Below are 16,490 nucleotides of genomic sequence, written 5' to 3'. Positions count from 1 at the left end.
TTTACTTTTCCGTGCCTGACGCCATCATTGCACTGTGTGATAGTAATGTGACGTTACGTATCAACGAGGCTCGGGAGATTCTTCATGGTGGCGTACCTGCTCTCGATCTTGGCGGCCGTGGGTGCCGTGGCGCTCACCGCGCTGGTGTTCAGGAAGGTCAAGCGGGCCGGCGAGGACCGCGACCCCAACGGGCCGTCCGCCGCGCACGCCGGGGCGATGCTGTCGGCCATGTTCCTGCTGGTGTTCGCCATCGCGATCATCGTGCCCTGGACCACGGCCGACGCCGCCCGCCTCAACACCCACGCCGAGAGTCAGGCGGCGGTCGACGCGTACTGGGCGGCCTCCGGCCTGCCGGGCACCGCGCCGCAGGACGTGCGGAGAGCGCTGCGCGACTACGTCACGTTCGTCGTCAGGGACGAGTGGCCGCTCATGGGCGAGGGGCGGATGGACCCGGTCGGCGCGGCCAGGATCGACGAGCTGCGCGGCCGCGTCACCGACCTGGCGGTCAGCGGCGACCAGCAGGAGACGGCCAAGGCGAGCGTGCTGGGATACCTCAGCACACTCTCCGCCGCGCGGGCCCAGCGCACCGCCGACGCGGCCGCCACGCCTCCCCACGGGCTGCTGGTCCTGACCATCCTCACCGGCGCGCTGGTCGTGATCTTCCCGTTCCTGGCCGGAGCCAGGCCGAAGGGGCTCGCGATGCTGCCGCTGGTGGCGACGGCGGGGCTGCTGGGCTTCGGCACGTACCTGAGCTCGGACATCGCCCACGCCTTCGCCGGACCGCTGGGCGTCGGGCCCCAGGCGTTCCAGGGGGCGCTGCAGGAGTTCGCGCGCATCGGCGGGGGGTTGTGAGCGTGGGTGTCAGGCGCGCGCCGCTGCTGCTGGCCGTCGCCCTGGCCGCCCTGACCGTGGCGGCCGGCCCCGCGGCGGCCGACCGGGGACCGTGGCCCCACCCGGTGCCACGCGTGTCCGTACGCCCGCCCGCGCCCCCCAAAGGCGTCACCGTCGGGCCCACGGTGTCCGTGCCCCGGGTGCGGACCTGGCGGAAACCGGTCCCCGGGGTGTCGATCTCGATGCCGCCCGGCAGGCGGCGGGCGGCGCCCGCGGTCACGGTGCCCCACGTGACGATCTATCCGGGCGGGGTGTGCGCCGGCCGGGTCCAGGTGGGGGAGTGCTCGCGCAGGGTCCCGCACCAGGTGCGGCGGCCCGTGCCCCGGACGACACCGGTACGCGCGCCGGCCCCCGTCCCCACGCCGAAGGTGACTCCCCGGGTGACTCCCCGGGCGCCCGTGCGGCAGGTCGCGGCCGCGCCGTCGCGCCGCAGGAGCCCGATCGCCACCGTGCTGGTGATGACCGTGCTGGTCTCAGCGATCACCGCGACGACGGCCGTGGCGTTCCGCGCCCGCCGCTGATCGGGGGGCCGGTTTATCCAGGTGCCGCGCCCCCGGGCCGCATGGCACACTGGCCGCCGAATCGGCGGTGCGGGTTGTGGATCAGGGGAGTGGCGGCTGTGGCCGACGAAGAGGTGCTGACCGGCGGCGGCGTCAACCACGTGGTCAGGGCCGGCGACACCGTACGGCGGCCGGCTGGGGCCTGGACCCCGGCGGTGCACGCGCTCCTCGGTCACCTGGAGGCGCGCGGGTTCGCCGGGGCGCCCCGCGCCCACGGGCACGACGGGGAAGGGCGGGAGATCCTCGACTTCGTGCCCGGCGACGTTCCCGACTTCCCGCTGCCGGCGTGGGCGCTGACGGACGAGGCGCTGACGGCCGTCGGCGCGCTGGTGCGGGAGTACCACGACGCCACGCTCGGCTTTCCGACTTCCCCGGATTTTTCGTGGTACTTCCCTCCGGTGGAGCCCGCGGAGGTGATCTGCCACGGGGATCTCGCCACGTACAACTGCGTCTTCCGCGAGGGCCGGCCGGTGGCGTTCATCGACTTCGACACGGCCCACCCCGGGCCGCGGGTCTGGGACGTGTCCTACGCCGCCTACCGGTTCGTGTCGCTCAGCGATTCCCGGCACGAGGGCGTGGGCTCGTGGCCGGTGGCGGAGCAGGCGCGGCGGCTGCGGCTGTTCGCCGACGCGTACGGGCTCGGGGACGCCGACCGGCACGCGCTGGTGCCCACCGCGCGGGCCCGGCTGGAGCATCTGGTGCGCCACATGTACGACCAGGCCGCGGCGGGCAACGCGGCCTTCGCCGGCCACATCGAGCGGGGCGACGACCGCTTCTACCGCGCCGACATGGAGCACCTGGCCCGCCACGAGGCCGCGTTCCGCTCCGCGCTCACGGGCTGACCGCGGCCACCGCGGCGGCCTCGAGCTCGGCGGGGCGTGCGCTCTGACAGCCGGCGGGAAGAGCGCGAGGCGTCCGGCGGTTGCACGTGATCGTGGAGGAGACCGAGGTAGTGGTGATCGGCGCCGGGCAGGCGGGGCTGTCCAGCGCGTACTTCCTGCGCAGGTTCGGGTTCGAGCCGGTCGTCCTGGACGCGGGCGACGGGGCGGGAGGGGCGTGGCGCCACCGCTCGCCCTCGCTGACCATGGACAAGGTGCACGGGATCTTCGACCTGCCCGGCGTCCCGCGCGACCCGGAGGTGGACGGCCGCCGCTCCGTCGCCGAGGTGGTCCCCGCGTACTACGCGGCCTACGAGGAGGAGCTGGGGCTGGACGTCGTACGCCCGGTGAAGGTCACCTCCGTGCGGCGTGACCAAGACGGCCGCCTGGTGCTCGCCACGGACGCGGGGGAGTGGTCGGCCCGGGCCGTGGTCAACGCGACGGGCACCTGGACCCGTCCGCACTGGCCGTACTACCCGGGCGCGGCCGGCTTCGAGGGGCGCCAGCTCCACTACGCGAGCTACCGCGGGCCGGAGGAGTTCAGCGGGCGGAACGTGATCGTGGTGGGCGGGGGAGCGTCGGCGATGCACGTGCTGTCCGAGATCGCCGGCATCGCCGCGGGCACGGCCTGGGTCACCCGGCGGCCGCCCGTCTTCAGGGACGGCGACTTCGGCGAGAACGCCCGGCGCGAGGCCGTCGCCCTGGTCGAGGAGCGCGTCCGCGCCGGTCTCCCGCCGCAGAGCGTGGTGAGCGCCACCGGGCTGGGGTACAGCACGGTCGTACGCGAGGCGCTGGCGAAGGGCGTCCTGCACCGGCTGCCCATGTTCGACCGCGTCACCGCACACGGCGTCACCTGGTCCGCGGACTCGGGGACAGGCGGGTTCCTGGCCGCGGACACGATCATCTGGGCCACCGGCTTCCGCTCCGCCCTGGACCACCTCGCGCCCCTGCGCCTGCGGGAGCCGGGCGGCGGGATCAAGGTGGACGGCACCCAGGCCGTCAAGGAGCCCGCGCTGCAGCTCGTCGGCTACGGCCCGTCCGCCAGCACGATCGGCGCGAACCGCGCCGGACGCACGGCCGCGCGCAACGTGCGCGGCTATCTGACCAGCCGACCGGCCCGGCCCGCCGCCTGACCCTAGTGGCTCCCCTCGGGGACGCGGACCTGGAGCGGATGGACCGCCGGGGCGTCCCCGGGACCGCTGAACGTCCCTTCCCGGCGCACAGTGTGCCAGCGCAGCCGCACGCCCAGCAGGGCCGTCGCCAATGACTGGATGACCACGAGGTACATGAGCTGGCGGTAGACGAACTGCTGGAGCGGCAGCACCCAGAGGGCCGAGGCGCGCTCGCCGTCCAAGCGGAGCGCGTACCAGCCGGTCAGCGCCTGCACCACCACAAAACCCGCCCATACCGCAACGACCGGCAGCGGATCGCCCAGGACCGTGTTGTAGATCGCCATGAGGTCGACGACGGGAGCCAGCAAGGGCAGCAGCACCTGGAACAGGGCCAGGTAGCCGAGGCAGCGGCGGCCGAACGGGCCGGGCTCGAGCACGGCGCGCCGGTGCTTCCACATCGCCTGCATGGTGCCGTAGCACCAGCGATAACGCTGCTTCCACAGCTGGCCGAGCGAGGTCGGCGCCTCGGTCCAGGCCAGCGCCTTCTCCTCGTAGACCACGCGCCATCCGGCCCGGCACAGCGCCATCGTGAGGTCGGTGTCCTCGGCCAGCGTGTCCGCGCTCACCGCGCCCAGCGCCATGAGCGCCGAACGCCGGAAGGCCCCGATCGCGCCGGGTACGGTCGCCATGCAGTCGAGCAGCTCGAAGGCGCGCCGATCGAGGTTGAAGCCGATGACGTACTCGATGTGCTGCCACCGGCCGATCATCCCGCGCCGGTTGCCGACCTTGGTGTTGCCGCTCACCGCGCCGACCGCGGGGTCGGCCAGCTGGCGGACCAGGTGGCCGATCGTGGCGGGTTCGAAGACGGTGTCGCCGTCCACCATGATGAGCAGCTCGTGGGCGGCCTGCGCGATGCCGGTGTTGAGCGCGGCCGGCTTGCCGCCGTTGGGCCGGCGGATCACGCGCACGCCGGGGAGCCCCAGCGCCTCCGCCAGCTCGGCGGTGCCGTCCGTCGAGCCGTCGTCCACGACGAGGATCTCGAGCTCGCCCTGGTACGTGGTGCCGGCCAGCGACCGTACCGTGGCCTGGATCCCGGCCGCCTCGTTGTAGGCGGGCACGATCACGGTCACCGGCGGGGGCGCGGACCACACGGGAGCCCGGCCCTTGCGCCGCTTCCCGCCCCTGGTGCGTGCCGCGTGCACCCATGCGAGCACGGCGAAGAAGCCGAGCCGCCCCAGGGTGAGCGCTCCGGCGGCGAGCAGCACCCACGCCAGCGCGCCGGCGAACGCCTCCGAGGCGCGCTGGGCCAGGTTGAGCGCGGAGCCGACGAACCGCTCCGCTCCGCCGGCCCGCTGGTGCGCCGTGGGCATGCCGAGCGCCGTGGTCACCGTGACGGCGCGGTAGCCCTTGCCGGTCAGCTCCCGCAGGACGGCGCCGACCGCCTCGACGGTCTGCCTCCTGTCGCCGCCCGAGTCGTGCATCATGACGATGGCGCCCCGGCCCTTGTCCGGGATCGACGACGCCACGATCTTCGACGTCCCGGGGCGGCTCCAGTCCCTGGTGTCGAGGTCCGTCAGGGTGACGAGGTAGCCCTCGGCGGCCAGGGCCTTCATCCCCGCCCACTGCGGGCCGGAGATCGCCGCGGGGGTGGAGGAGTACGGCGGGCGGGCCAGCGTGGTGTGCAGCCCTGTCGCTCCGGCCAGCGCGCGCTGCGTCAGCGACAGCTCGAGCTTGAGCCGCCAGCCCGGCAGGGCCGCGAGGTCGGCGTGCGAGTAGGTGTGGTTTCCCAGCTCGTGCCCCTCGGCGACGATGCGCCGCGCCAGCTCGGGGTATCTCGCCACCTTGGAGCCGACGGTGAAGAAGGTCGCCTTGGCGCCGTACTTCTTCAGCATGTCGAGCACCTGCGGGGTCCACGCCGGGTCGGGCCCGTCGTCGAACGTCAGCGCGATCGTCCTGTTCGGCAGGCGGGCGCTGGCGGGCCCGCTCGCCGTGATGTTGAGTACGGGGCCGCCGCGCCGCACCTTCTCCAGGTCGGGGGGTGGCGAGCCGGCGGCGGGCGGGGGCGCGTGCGTCTCGCCGACGACGTTGGTCACGTATCCGTTGAGCACCAGCGCGGTGGCGGCCAGCAGCAGGAAGACGGCGAGCGGGAACCAGTGGCCCTTGGGGTCGGCCGGGGGCCTCGCGGTCGGTGCGGGCGGCTGCGCCGGCGGGATCCGCGGTGCTTCGTCCCCTGGCTGGGAAGAGCGGTAGTCCTGCCAGGCGGGGACCGGCGGGGACGGCCACACCAGCTTGTCGCCCGGAGAGGGGGCGCGAGAGGGGGCGCGGGAGGGAGCGCGAGAGGGGGCGCGCGAGGGGACGCTCACTTCTTCGGGCCCTTCGTCCGGTTCGGGTCCAGGCCCGGAGGCGTCCTGCCCTGGCCGGGTGGCTCGTCCGCGGCGTCCGTGGGGTCGGCGGTGGGCCCGGTCGCGGTGGGGTCGGAGCTGGGCTCCGGATCCGTGCTGGGCGGCGACGTGGTCCGCTCCGGCCGCGGCGAGGTCTGCCCGGAGGTCGCCGACGGCCGGGCCGGGCGGGTGGCGCTCGGGGTCGGACGGCGTGATGGCGAGTGTGTCGCCGCCGGACGCGTCACTGAGGGGGTCGGCCGCTCGGACGGCTTCTGCCGGGGCGTCGGAGAGCGATCCGGCGAAGCCGTCCGGTCTGCCGCTCCTGGGCGATCACCCGGCCAGCCGTTCACGGACAGTGTCGTGCTGGAGAACATTCCGCCGATCACGACGGCGAGCAGCGAGAGAGCCAGGACGCTCGCGGCGATCGAGCCGATCGTGATCAGCTTTCGACGGCGACCGCTCTGGTTCACGAAGACGGCCGTCGTGTTGCTGTGTTGCTCAGGGGACACGCGGGAATCGTAGTGATAGGGGATGAAATAGGGGAATCCGGTCGTTTCGTGGTGATCGCGGACACTACTATTTAAAGTAGTAAGAATACCGATTGTGGCGGTGGGGCGATTACTCGTGTGGAGGGGCTCGACACGGGGTGTGACCCCAGGTTAGCGTCCTGACATAAGGATCTTTATCCGGTCAGGAGGTCCCAGGATGGAAGTTCCCGGCTACACCGAGATCCGGGAACTCGGACACGGCGGGACAGGGCGGGTGATGCTCGCCGTACGGGACTCCGACGGGGAATCCGTCGCGATCAAGCACCTGTCCGAGCCGCTGCGCGCGGACGAGGAGTTCGTGGAGAGGTTCCGGGCGGAGGCGGAGGTCATCCGCGAGATCGACAGCCCTCATACCGCCCGCCTGCTGGAGTACGTCGAGGGCGAGGACGACGCCGTCATCGTGATGGAGCTGGTCGACGGCGTCACGCTGCGGCGGCTCCTGGAGCACGAGGGCGCGACGGGCCCGGAGGCGGCGCTCGTGGTCCTCAAGGGCGCGCTGCTCGGACTGGCCGAGGCGCATCAGCGCGGGGTCGTACACCGGGACTTCAAGCCCGAGAACGTCATCATCACCCAGGACGGCGAGAGCAAGCTGGTCGACTTCGGCGTGGCGGCGCACTTCGGCGAGACCGCCTCCCTCGTCGGCACCCCCTCCTACATGGCTCCCGAGCAGTGGGAGGACGCCCCGGCCGGACCCGCCACCGATGTGTACGCCGCCACGCTGGTGTTCTACGAGTGCCTGACCGGCCACCGGGCCTTCCACGGCGAGAACGTGGCCGCGCTCGCCTACCAGCATCAGCACGTGCCGCCCCCGCTGGAGGACGTCGACGAGCCGCTGCGCCCGCTGCTCGAACACGGGCTGGCCAAGGACCCGGCGGGGCGTCCCGGGTCGGCGGAGGCGTTCCTGGCCGAGCTGGAGGACGTCGCGCTGGCCACGTACGGGGAGGAATGGGATCAGCGCGGACGTGCGGGGCTCGGCGCGCTGGCTGTGCCGCTGGCCGGGCTGCTGCCGAGGACGGAAGCGGCCGCCGCGGAGAGCACCACCAGCGTGTTCAAGACGACGCTGACGCCGGCGGGCAAGCTCGCCGTGACGGGCGGGCTGGTGCTGGCGACCGCGGCCGCGGTGACCTCGGCGTTCGTGATCTGGGCCGACGCCCCGGAGCCGGGGCCGGGCGTCGCGCTGCCGCCCGGCACGTCCTCCCCGGCGGGCACCGAGGTGCCCGCCTCGCCGACGTCCGCGCCCACGTCGGCGGCGCCCACCTCCGCGGATCCGACGCCGAGCGAGCCGGTCACCGGTACGCCGCCCGTCACGAATGTCGCCGAACCGAGCACGGTCCCGACCGTTGCACCCGTGGTCCGGCCGAGCGGGGACGGACCACGCACCGAGCCTCCCGCGCCCACGCGGCAGCCGACCGGCCGCCCGACGACCCGGGAGCCGACGGCCTCCAACCGGCCGACCACGCCTCCGGCCACGAGCGAGCCTTCGGCCACCAGGCCCCCGACGACGCGCCCTCCCACCAGCGAGCCGCCGGCCACCAAACCACCGACGACCCGGCCGCCGGCGACCCGGCCACCAGAGACCCGGCCACCGGAGACTCGGCCGCCCACCACGAGGGCTCCGGATCCCGGCACGCAGCCCCCGGTCAAGAACAAGCCGCTCATCTCCGTCTCCATCAAGGTCTCGGTGAACGTGCCGCTCCTCGGCGGCAAGGGCGACGGAGTGCTGGACGCCGACGTCGGTCTCGGCCTGGGATCGAGCCTGCTGGGGCTGGTGGTCGTGCCGGGCTCGGTGCTGGTCGGACGGCAGATCGTGGCGCGAAGGGTGCGGCGGCCGCGCGATAACGAAAAGTCATGAGTTGTGTGCCGGAGGGGGTGATCCTCTACTATCAGCAGTCGGATAGAGGGCGCCCCCCGGCCTGAATACATGCTGACCGGAACCTGCCCTGCGGCTCGGGGTAAGGAGAAGTGTGGCGGTTGCCTCCCGTGCCGACCGGATACGCGGTCCAGTCCGTACGCTCTCCGCGGTGACGCTAGGGGCGCTCCTTCTGGTGGCGGCGGCTCCGGCGGAGGCCGAGCCCAAGCCCACGGTGAAGCAGCTCAAGAAGGAGCTGTCCGCGCTCCAGAAGGAGTCGGACAAGCTCATCACCGAGTACTACAACAGCAGAATCGCCCAGCAAAAAGCTGAAAAATCCGAAAAAGCAGCACGCGAGAAGCTGGCCGCCGCCCAGACCATCTACGAACGCGAGTCCGCCGAGCTCAGAGCCATGGCCGTCAGCCAGTACATCGGCGGCGAGACCGGCCAGCTCGCCGTTCTCGCCGGCAACCAGGACCCGTCGTCCTTCCTCGCCCGCATGGCGCTCAACCAGCACCTCGTCGAGCTCCAGGACGCGCGGCTACGCGGCTACGCCCAGGTCAGGGACGCCCACCAGCAGGCCGAGGACGAGGCTGACGCCCGCGCCAAGGAGCTCGCCGGCACCGTCGACGACCTGGAGAAACGGAAGAAGAAGGCCGAGAAGCAGATCGACCGGATCAAGGACAAGATCGATCAGCTGTACACGGCTCCAGGGGTGCGGCGGCCGGACGGCACGTGGGTGCCGCAGCTGCCCGGCGGGTCCGACAACATCACGCCCAGGATGCGGCTGGTCAAGCAGCTCATCAAGGAACGGTTCGAGGTTCCGTTCGGGATCGGGTGCTACCGGACGATCCAGGACGGTGGCGAGCATCCGCTCGGGCGCGCCTGCGACTTCATGCTGAGCCGGGGCGGCGCGCTGCCGTCGGCGGGGGAGGTCGAGCGCGGCAACCAGATCGCCGCCTGGGCCATCAAGAACGCCAAGCGGCTCGGGATCATGTACATCATCTACCGGCAGCGGATCTGGCACGCCAGGACGGGCGCCTGGCGCACCATGTCCGACCGGGGCGGGACGACGGCCAACCACTACGACCATCCGCATATTTCGGTGTATTAGGGCTCGTTGAGGGCCCTGACCCACCGATCACCCATCGCCGGCAGGCGAAGCGGGGGGCTGGCCGAGGACGGTGTGGAGCATGCGCTTGATCTCCGGCTCCACGCTCTCCGTGGTCAGGCCGAGCCCGTTGAGCGCGGCCACGGCCGCCCCCTCGCCGAGGGCCAGCAGGCCGAGCAGGATGTGCTCGGTGCCGATGTAATTGTGGCCGAGCCGCAGCCCCTCGCGCAGCGTCAGCTCCAGGGCCTTCCTGGTCTGCGGTGCGAGCCGCAGCAGGTCCGGCAGGCTCTGGCCGCCGGGGCGCAGCATCGCTTTCATGACCTCCTTGACCTGGTCCAGCGGCGCGCCGAGCCGCACCATGGCCTTGGCCGCCAGCGCCTCCGGCTCGTGCAGCAGGCCGAGAACGAGGTGCTCCGGCTCGATGGTCTCGCTGCCGGCCTGCCTGGCCTCCTGCTCCGCCGCCACGACCACGTGGCGGGCGCGAGTGGTGAAGCGGCCGTAGGAGGCCATCTGCTCGGCCAGCCCTCCCTCCTTGGGCACGAACCGTTTCTGGGCGGCCTGCTTGGTCACGCCCATGCTGCGGCCGATCTCGGTCCAGGAGGCGCCGGAGTGGCGGGCCTGGTCGACGAAGTGCCCGATGAGGTGATCGGCCACCTCGCCGAGGTGCTCGCCCAGCGTCACGGCGTCGGAGAGCTGCTCGAGGGCGTTGCCGTCGGGGTGACGGCTCTTGATCGCGTTGATGAGGTCGTCGAGACGTACGGTGGCATCCATGCGTCAACCATAGGTTGACGCATGGATATCGTCAACCTCGGGTTGACGCTTGAGACGCCCTGAGATAGTTGTCACGTGCCAGAGATGACTGTCACCAAGATCGGCTCTGGGGCTGCTGGGAATGCGACCCCCAGCTATAGATGGCGGGGCCCAGGTCTTGTTGGCGGTTGGGTTGTGGGGGGTCACGCTTTGGCTGGTCCGCGAACCTTGGACTTCTTCCTCGCCATGGCCTCCGTGATCATCACTGTGCCCTGCCTGATTCGACGGGCCTGGACCCGCTACCGATGGGACACCCGACCCCGCACACCACGCATTCGATGACCTACTGGCGGAGGGTCTACGTGAGGATCAGCGCGTTTCCGCGTCCTCATCGTCCCAGTCCTCATCGTCCCAGTCCTCGTCGTCGATCAGCCCGTCCGGCGGTGAGATGAGCGGGTTGCCCGTCACCCGAAGCCCTGTGACCGTGAGGTTCTCCAGCCACTCGGGCAGGACAGTGATTTGGTTGTCGCCCAGGTTGAGTGCCTCAAGGGCGGTGAGACCTCTTACCCACTCGGGCACCTCGGTGAGATCATTCTCGCTCAAGTCGAGGTAAGTGAGGTTGGTGAGGTTGCCCAAGGTCTCCGGCAGCATGGCGAATACATTGCCGCCCAGGCTGAGGTGGCAGAGGTTGGCCAGGTCGCCCATGGTGTCAGGCAACGCGCGCACCTCGTTGGCGTCCAGATTGAGGTACCTGAGGTTGGCCAGGCTGCCGAAGGTGTCAGGCAACGTCGTGAGCTTGTTGTGCGGCGCCTCGAGCCAGGTGAGATTGACGAGGCCGCCGAACGTGTCCGGCAACGTTTTCAGATGGTGATTGCCGTATAGATTGAGCTTGGCGAGGCTGACGAGATGGCCGAAGCTCTCGGGCAATGTCGTGAGCTTGTTGTGCGACAGGTCAAGCTCCCTGAGACCGATGACGCCGCCGAACGTGTCCGGCAAGGTGCTCAGGTGGTTGCCGTATAGATTGAGCTTGGCGAGGCTGACAAGGTCGCCGAAGGACTCGGGCAATCCTGTGAGATTGTTGTGCGACAGGTCGAGCTCGGCGAGACCGGCCAGACCACCGAAGGTGTCCGGCAACAGGTCCAACCGGTTACCGCTCAGCTCCAGCTCGCCGAGATTGCCGAGATTGCCGAACGTGTCGGGCAACGCGGTGAGCTTGTTCTGCGACAGATTGAGCTTGGCGAGGTTGACGAGATGGCCGAAGCTCTCGGGCAATCCTGTGAGATTGTTGTGCGACAGGTCGAGCTCGGCGAGACCGGCGAGGCTACCGAATGTGTCGGGCAACAGGTCCAGCTGATTGTTGCTCAGGTCCAGTTCGGTAAGGCCGGTGAGATTACCCAGCCAGTCTGGCAGAACGCTGAGCCGATTGCTGTACAGCTTGAGCTTGGTGAGATTGGTGAGCCCGGCCAGCCCGCTTGGCAGGACAGCGAGGCCGTTGAGTCCCAAATTCAGCTCGGAGAGGTTGCTCAGCGTCTCCGGCAGTTCGGCGATGTGGTTGCCGTACAGGTTGAGTTTGGTCAGGTTGGTGAGCCCGGCTATGCCGTCCGGCAATACGGTGAGCTTGCTGTCTTGCAGGTCGAGTTCGGTGAGGTTGCTCAACGTCTTCGGTAGCGCGGCGATCCGATTTCCGCCGCCCAGGTACAGCCTGGTGAGGCTGGTGAGCCTGCCGAACGTTTCCGGCAGAGCGGCGAGCCGGTTGTAGCAGACGTTCAGCTCGACGAGGCCGGTGAGCTCGCCCAGCGAGTCCGGCAATGTGGTCAGCTGGTTCATGGCCAGGTTGAGATCGGTGAGGTTGGCGAGGTCGCCGAACGCCTCCGGGAGCACGGTGAACCGATTGTGGCCCAGGTTGAGCGTGCTCAGGCCGGTGAGCCTGCCGAACGTTTCCGGCAGAACGGTGAGCTGGTTGTACCAGAGGTTGAGCTCGGCGAGGCCGGTGAGCTCGCCGATCGAGTCCGGCAGGACGGCGACGTTGTTGAAGGCCAGGTCGAGGACCGTGAGGTTGGACAGATCACCCAGCCACTCGGGTAAACGGGTGATCCTGTTGTCCTTCAGCTTGAGCACCCTCAGATTGGCGAGGTTACACAGCCAGTTCGGCAATGCGGTGAGACGGTCGCCGCCGGTATTGAGCTCCAGCGTGGTGAGGTTGGTGAGGCCGCCCAGCGCATCAGGCAGGCTGACGAGCTTGCTCCCTGACAACTTGAGCTCGGTGAGGTTCGCGAAGCCCCCCAGCCATTCGGGTAATTCAGCGAACAGATTGTTTCTCAGGTCGAGCCTGGTGATACCGGTGAGGTCGCGCAGCGCCTCAGGCAGGCTGTCCAGCTCCAGACCGGAAAGGTCCAGGTCAGAAGTACCGCTTTCCAGCGCCGCGGCGATCCGCCGCGCGGCCTCGGAAGACACCTCGATCCACCTCACTTCGACATTCTGGCGAAGCGGATCGGCTCCGCCCGCCGCCTCCAACGGCATCGCCGGCAACCGATGACCGGTGCCGCGCGATCGACGACGGAATGAAGTGCCCCTGTTCCAGTGACGGCGGTGCCGGTCTTGATTCCCGCTCACCGGCAGCCGGCCCGGCGCTGACAGTACGGGGCACACTGATGATCTCCGCACGTCGAGGCCACCCTAGTGGCAATGCCGGAAGTTAGAGTCGTCGGTGGTTGCGCAAGGTATGCGCTTGAAACCAGGACATGAGAACGGAGATCCAGTAGAACGGGTCCCGAGCACGGCCGGCCGATCCCCAGCTATCGCACGGTGGTCAACGTGATCGCGGCCCTCGATCCGGCGCTCAAGTGCTTGGCCTACGAGGGCCGCAAGCGCTATGCCGGCACCTTCGAGTTGATCGGCCGCCGAGAGGTGGACGCGCCGAACGCCAGCTGGCAGGCCGACCACAGCGAGTTGTACTTCTACATCCTGACCGAGGACGGCACCCCGGCCGGACCATCGAGCGACTGTTCGCCACCGTGCACCAGATGTGCCTGCCGGCGCTGCCCAGCTACGCGCCCGCCGGCCTCCCCGACCGCGCTGGCCAGGCCCGGCTGAGCCTGACTGTGCCCGAGCTGGGAGAAGATCGCTCCGCCCGCGGCTTGCACGGCCGAGGTGATCTCTGTCCAAGCCCGGACCTGTTCCTCGCTGTAGGTGACAGCTATCGCTGGCAGTCACAACGCTGAGGCTGCCAGAGAGTCTTCCAGGGGTCGCCACCATGGCAAAGGGGAACCGGTCGAGCCACGGCGCACGGACGGAGGACCAGGAGGCTGGACCCGGTCCAGGAATTGAAAGGTTCATCCGCCCACACGGTTCACCAGGAGCTTCGCGCGGTGGATCAGGTGGTTCGTTGACCCCCTGCGTGAGCGCGCACACAATGTCCGTCGAGACGGCCGGGCGGCGGAGGGAGCTGGCTGATGCAGAAGACCTGGGTGGGCTTATCGGGACTCGTCGCGGCGGTCGCGTTCATCGCGTTGCTCGCCGGAAACGCCATGGCGGCCCTGGGCCCCGGGCCGTCCTCGTCGCCGGATCCGTCCGGCTCGCCGGCCCCGTGCACTACGGGGACCTCGCTGCCGACACTACCCCCCAGCAACAGTCCGCCGACCGCGCCCGCGACCCTTGAGGTGGTACGGGTGCTGCTCAATTCGGTCGAGTTGCGCTGGACCGCCGCCACGGACAACAACGGCATCGCCTGCTACCGGGTACGGGAGCGGCGCGACGGCACAGCCACCACGGTGGCGACGTTCCAGCCGACGGCCACCGAGGGCACGGTGTACCTGCCGTGGCCGCCGCTCGGCGTGCCCTCGCAGACGCACATCCTGGACGTGGTGGCCGTGGACACGTGGTACACGCCGGGGCCCGCCTCCCCCACGGTGACCGTGACCATCTACAACGACGTCGTCTCGTCACCAACCCCGCCGCCGGTGGGCGACTGTGACGTGACGTACGCGTCGTGGGCCTGGAACTCCGGCATGAGCACCAACCTCACGATCACCAACACGGGCAGCACACCCATCCGCGACTGGCGCCTGACGTTCAACTTCCCCGACGCGGGCCAGCGCGTCACCTCGGGCTGGTCCGCCGCCTGGTCGCAGACGGGCACGGCCGTGACGGCCGGGCACCCGCAGTGGAACAGCGACATCGCGCCCGGACAGACCCTCCGCATCGGCTTCACCGGCTCCAGCACGGGCAGCAATCCCGCGCCTACGGCCTTCTACCTCAACGGCGCGAGATGCCGGATCTCACCGTGACGCCCGTCCTCAGCGGAGAGTAGTGGATCATCGGTAAGTGTGCGTGAGCCTTGGCTCGCCGGCTGCCCTGCCGTGGTCAGCAAGCGAGGTCGGACGCGGGTAGCACACCGGCCGAGAGGAAGTCGTTCACCGCTCCGTTCAAGCACGCGTCGCCGTGGTAGGGGAACGGCGCGTGCGTACGGGCATCGACGGTGACCAGGCGTGATCCCGGCAGCCGGGCCGCCACGGCCCGGCTGACGGCGAGGGGCACCGCCACGTCCCTGAGCGCGGCCGTAACGAGTACGCCGGGGGCCCGGTCGGATACCTGGCCGGGCGTCGGCGGCGCCGGGTGGTCCATCGCCGGGGGCCAGAAGGCGCAGGGCGTGATGTTGGCGTTGGCCGGTCCGAAGAGGGGGTATCGCGTGCCGTAGGCAGCGAGGTCCCGCAGGTAGGTACGGGGATCGCGGGGCCAAGGACCGTCGGCGCAGCGATAGGCGATGTTGACGGCCGTGTGATTGTCCGCAGGCACCCCGGCGACACCCGGCGGCGGCACGGGGCGGATCGGGAACGGCACGAACGGCTCCTGGCCGGCGGCGACGGCCGCCAGCGCCGAGGCGATCAGCCCTGCGTATTGCTCATAGTAGATCCCGGCCACGATCAAGGAGCCAAGTTCGCCCGCGGTCCACGGGTGACCGGCGATGACGATCGGCGACGTCCGCGCCCGATCGAGCAAGCTGCTGACGGCCCGCGTGACCGCCTGAGCGGTGTCGCCGAAGCCGTAGTCGGCGTTCCGCTGGGCGATCCAGCCGGCCAGTTCGGCGAAGCCTCGGTCGAACGCCGGGGTGCGGGCCAGTTCGAACGGGCGCCAGATGGTGGCCGGGTCGACCGGGCTGTCCAGCGCGAACCGGTCCACTCGGTGCGGGAAAAGGGCGGCGTAGACGGCACCGAGCATCCCGGCGTACGATCCGCCCAGGTAAGAGATCTTCTCCTCGCCCAGGGCCGCCCTGATGAAGTCCATGTCCCGGGCGGCGTTCACGGTGGTGGCGTAGGGCAGCGCCCATCGCGCGGCGCGTTCGCAGTCCTTCGCGTACTGCCGCGCCTCCGCGGAGTCGGCGGCGAAGCTCCCGGGTGTCGCCGTACGGACCCAGTAGCCGGCCGGTTCCTCGACGGGTTGCCCGCAGCTGATGGGGGTGCTGCGTTCGACGAACCTGATGTCGAAGCCGATCAGGTCGTACTGGGCGCGGACGTCAGCGGACAGGAACGGCGCCAGGGTGCTCGGCAGCGGCACTCCCGGCCCGCCGGGCCCGCCCCCGGTGGTGAGCAGCACGCCGCGGCGCCTGGCGGGGTCGGTGGCGGGGAGCCTGGAGATCGCGATCGAGATCGTACGGCCTCGCGGGTGCCGGTGGTCCAGCGGCACAGTCACGGTGGCGCACTGCAGCTCGGGGTCGGTGATGCCGGCGCATTCGGTCCACTGCGGATTCGTGTGCGCCCCCGCTTCGGCGGTCGGTGCGAACGCCGTCACCACCGCGGCCAGAGCCACGGCCAGCGTACCCCGCACGAATGTCCGCGCCCGTCGTAAGCCCACCGGATCGGCCATCAGCGACCTCCTCGCATCGCGCACCAAGGGCAAGCCGATCGTACAGAGCAGACGGCGGATTCGACCATCCTCGGCGTCGAACGTCCGTACGCGATGGACGCTCAGTGACAGTTGTCGCTATGACTCACACGCATGAGGACTCTCACGGGGTCACATGGGGCGGCACAGGGCGTGTTCGGCGGCGTCGGCCAGCAGGATGGCGACGGTGTCGGCGGGCAGTGACCGTCCGCTGTACAGCAGGTCGAAGGCGTCGAAGCTGGTGTGGAGCCAGAGCAGGTGACCGGCCTGGCCGGCGGTGAGCCGGTCGCGGAGCGCGCCCTGCTCGTGCAGGCGCCGGGCCAGGTCGTCCATGCCCTGGGCGCGGCCGCCCTCCGGCGGCGGACGGTGCCGCCGACGGCGTCGGCGTCGAGGTGCGCCATGGAGAACAAGGTGCGCAGGACGTCGCGATGCGCGGCGTACATGCGCACGTTTCCGGTGATGCCATCGCGAAGTCCGCGCCGGGCGTCGGGCTGCAGAACGGCGTTGACCATGTCGGCGAAGCCTCCGCG

Annotated in this window: 14 protein-coding genes; 8 read left to right on the top strand and 6 right to left on the bottom strand. The window is 70.3% G+C overall.

The annotated features are described in order from the left end of the window. Positions 1–84: 84 nt before the first annotated feature. The 4 genes from AB0H84_RS38490 to AB0H84_RS38475 all read left to right on the top strand — a co-directional run bounded on the left by AB0H84_RS38490 (position 85) and on the right by AB0H84_RS38475 (position 3,462). Entirely contained in the window at positions 85–852 is a 768-nt protein-coding gene (locus AB0H84_RS38490; protein WP_357615931.1) for a hypothetical protein, read from the top strand. A 2-nt stretch (positions 853–854) separates the two neighbouring features. Next, complete coding sequence (locus tag AB0H84_RS38485) at positions 855–1,412, top strand: hypothetical protein (protein WP_357615928.1); 558 nt, start codon at positions 855–857, stop codon at positions 1,410–1,412. Between the two features lie 98 nt (positions 1,413–1,510). Continuing rightward, complete coding sequence (locus AB0H84_RS38480) at positions 1,511–2,293, top strand: aminoglycoside phosphotransferase family protein (RefSeq protein ID WP_357615925.1); 783 nt, start codon at positions 1,511–1,513, stop codon at positions 2,291–2,293. Positions 2,294–2,379: 86 nt separating this feature from the next. Further along, positions 2,380–3,462 (top strand): FAD-dependent oxidoreductase, encoded by a 1,083-nt coding sequence (locus AB0H84_RS38475; protein ID WP_357616285.1) that lies wholly within the window; start codon positions 2,380–2,382, stop codon positions 3,460–3,462. A gap of 2 nt (positions 3,463–3,464) precedes the next feature. On the opposite strand, the gene AB0H84_RS38470 is transcribed toward AB0H84_RS38475, so the two are convergent. Both AB0H84_RS38470 and AB0H84_RS38465 read right to left on the bottom strand, forming a co-directional pair. Beyond that, a complete protein-coding gene (locus AB0H84_RS38470) occupies positions 3,465–5,804 on the bottom strand; it encodes a bifunctional polysaccharide deacetylase/glycosyltransferase family 2 protein (RefSeq protein WP_357615921.1) in 2,340 nt (779 codons plus the stop codon). Beyond that, a complete protein-coding gene (locus tag AB0H84_RS38465) occupies positions 5,801–6,331 on the bottom strand; it encodes a hypothetical protein (protein ID WP_357615919.1) in 531 nt (176 codons plus the stop codon). The genes AB0H84_RS38470 and AB0H84_RS38465 overlap by 4 nt, the downstream gene beginning before the upstream one ends. Positions 6,332–6,527: 196 nt before the next feature. Between AB0H84_RS38465 and AB0H84_RS38460 the strand changes: the two genes are divergently transcribed. Both AB0H84_RS38460 and AB0H84_RS38455 read left to right on the top strand, forming a co-directional pair. Then, on the top strand, positions 6,528–8,222 hold the full coding sequence (locus AB0H84_RS38460) for a protein kinase (RefSeq protein WP_357615916.1): 1,695 nt from the start codon (positions 6,528–6,530) through the stop codon (positions 8,220–8,222). Between the two features lie 169 nt (positions 8,223–8,391). Continuing rightward, positions 8,392–9,333: a hypothetical protein gene (locus AB0H84_RS38455; RefSeq protein ID WP_357615913.1), complete on the top strand. Its 942-nt coding sequence runs from the start codon at positions 8,392–8,394 to the stop codon at positions 9,331–9,333. A gap of 27 nt (positions 9,334–9,360) precedes the next feature. Here AB0H84_RS38455 and AB0H84_RS38450 read toward each other — a convergent pair whose 3' ends face one another. Then, complete coding sequence (locus AB0H84_RS38450) at positions 9,361–10,101, bottom strand: Clp protease N-terminal domain-containing protein (RefSeq protein WP_357615910.1); 741 nt, start codon at positions 10,099–10,101, stop codon at positions 9,361–9,363. Between the two features lie 348 nt (positions 10,102–10,449). Next, on the bottom strand, positions 10,450–12,600 hold the full coding sequence (locus AB0H84_RS38445) for a leucine-rich repeat domain-containing protein (protein ID WP_357615908.1): 2,151 nt from the start codon (positions 12,598–12,600) through the stop codon (positions 10,450–10,452). A 294-nt stretch (positions 12,601–12,894) separates the two neighbouring features. Here AB0H84_RS38445 and AB0H84_RS38440 point away from each other — a divergent pair, with 294 nt between their 5' ends. After that, positions 12,895–13,173 carry a hypothetical protein gene (locus tag AB0H84_RS38440; RefSeq protein WP_357615905.1) on the top strand — a complete coding sequence of 93 codons (279 nt, stop codon included), beginning with the start codon at positions 12,895–12,897 and terminating at the stop codon, positions 13,171–13,173. Between the two features lie 359 nt (positions 13,174–13,532). Then, positions 13,533–14,366 (top strand): cellulose binding domain-containing protein, encoded by an 834-nt coding sequence (locus AB0H84_RS38435; protein WP_357615902.1) that lies wholly within the window; start codon positions 13,533–13,535, stop codon positions 14,364–14,366. 76 nt (positions 14,367–14,442) lie between these two features. Here the strand turns inward: AB0H84_RS38435 and AB0H84_RS38430 are convergent, their stop codons facing one another. Further along, the gene (locus AB0H84_RS38430; RefSeq protein WP_357615899.1) at positions 14,443–15,942 is read right to left on the bottom strand and encodes an alpha/beta fold hydrolase; all 1,500 of its coding nucleotides are present in this window, start codon (positions 15,940–15,942) and stop codon (positions 14,443–14,445) included. A 150-nt stretch (positions 15,943–16,092) separates the two neighbouring features. Beyond that, the gene (locus AB0H84_RS38425) at positions 16,093–16,293 is read right to left on the bottom strand and encodes a hypothetical protein (protein ID WP_357616293.1); all 201 of its coding nucleotides are present in this window, start codon (positions 16,291–16,293) and stop codon (positions 16,093–16,095) included. Positions 16,294–16,490: the final 197 nt, after the last annotated feature.

This window comes from Nonomuraea sp. NPDC050786 (genome assembly GCF_040654115.1).
GTDB lineage: Bacteria > Actinomycetota > Actinomycetes > Streptosporangiales > Streptosporangiaceae > Nonomuraea.
This window is presented reverse-complemented; position numbering and strand designations above follow the sequence as displayed.